Raw genomic sequence first — 1,444 nt, 5'->3', positions numbered from 1 at the left:
TGCGGCAAGCGAGCGCTTATGTGGGTGATGTCTGTCAAGCGGGGGTTTGATCGAGGCGTTCGAGGAGGTTGGTGTAGACCTCGGCGCGGCGGGTTTGGCCTTTGGCGCAGGCGTCGTCGCGTTGGGCTTGCAGGGTGGGGCGGTGTTCGATGGTGGTGAAGAACATGGTGCAGGACTCGCAGATGGTTTCGTAGCGGCAGTCGAGCTCGATCGGGCGGGCGCAGTAGCCGTTGCCGAGTAGACGCTTGCTTACCTCAGCGTGCAGGCTGGTCATGGCTGGTCCGGCCGCGTCGGCGGGTAGGCGCACACCTGTTGCGCGCTTGGTGCCGGTGGCGCTCTTTGCGACATCTGTCGTGGTGGGTGTGGTCGTGGCGTAGAGGGACTCGATCTTGCGGGTGACGTTGAAGTATTGGTCGGCGACGGTGCGGTCCCCGATCCGGGCGTAGACCATGGTCATGGACAGGTCAGCGTGTCCGAGCAGAGCGGCGATGGCTTCCAGGCTCATGCCGCGGTTGATGGCTTGGGTGGCAAGGGTGTGACGCAGTTGGTGGGGGTGGACGTGGCCGAGCCCGGCACCGGATGCGGCCTTCGCGACGGCCTTGTCGATGCGGGTCGGTGGGATCGGGCGGCCCCGGTCGAGTAGGAGCAGGTCGCTGGCCTGCCAGTCGGGACGGTCGGCGAGCCAGTCGTCGATCAGGGTCTTCAGCTGCGGGTCCAAGGGGATGTACCGGTCGTTGTGGAGCTTGCCGATGGGGGTGCGCAGCCAATAGCCGGTGCCGATCTGGACGACGGCGTCGATGGTGAGGCCGAGCAGTTCACCGCGCCGCATCCCGGTACGGGCCAGGGTCTGCACGATGAGCCGGTCGAGTCGGTTCGGCAGTGCTCGGGCGGCAGCCATGAACGCGGCTGCCTGGGCGTCGTCGAGGAACTTCGGAAGTGGCTTGTCCAGGCGGGGACGGTCGTCGCGGTACACGGGTACCCGGGCGGGGACGTCGTCGTAGCCCCACTCGATGATCCGGGTGAAGAACGAGCGCAGGTGGCCCATGCGCATGGCCAGGGTCGTCTTGGTCAGCGGCTTGCCTCGGTGTCCCGGCCGTGCTGCGAGCCAGGTCTTGTAGCCCTCGACGTGTGCGCGATCGATGTCCGCGACCCGCACCACCAGGTGAACGTCGCCGTCGCCGCCGGGATCGGTGCCGTGCTGGTCGGCGCTGTGGTGGTGGATGAGGTAACCGGCGAACTGGCGGAGCGTGGTGTCGAACAAGGTGACCGACGCCGGGCGTAGTGACAGGGAGCATTGATGCAGGTAGCGACGCATTGTTGCGGTCATGACCGGGGCGTGGGCTTCGAGGTGGTCCCAGTCGACTTCGGCGACGGGCCGGTGAATCCAGCGTCGTCGCTTGTCCGGGGAGGGTGCTTGGCCACGGTGATGCATGAGCGCGTCGAG

At 66.9% G+C, this 1,444-nt stretch carries 1 protein-coding gene; it reads right to left on the bottom strand.

Annotated features, from left to right (window positions below; translation table 11 throughout):
* Nucleotides 1-34: 34 nt before the first annotated feature.
* Nucleotides 35-1,444, bottom strand: a 1,410-nt coding sequence (locus ABD774_RS21455; protein ID WP_345045804.1) for a tyrosine-type recombinase/integrase, incomplete at its 5' end; no start/stop codon positions are given.

Source organism: Georgenia daeguensis (assembly GCF_039537705.1).
Classification (GTDB): Bacteria; Actinomycetota; Actinomycetes; order Actinomycetales; family Actinomycetaceae; genus Georgenia; species Georgenia daeguensis.
Note: the sequence above shows the minus strand (reverse complement) of the source record. Positions and strands in the feature narration are given on the sequence as shown.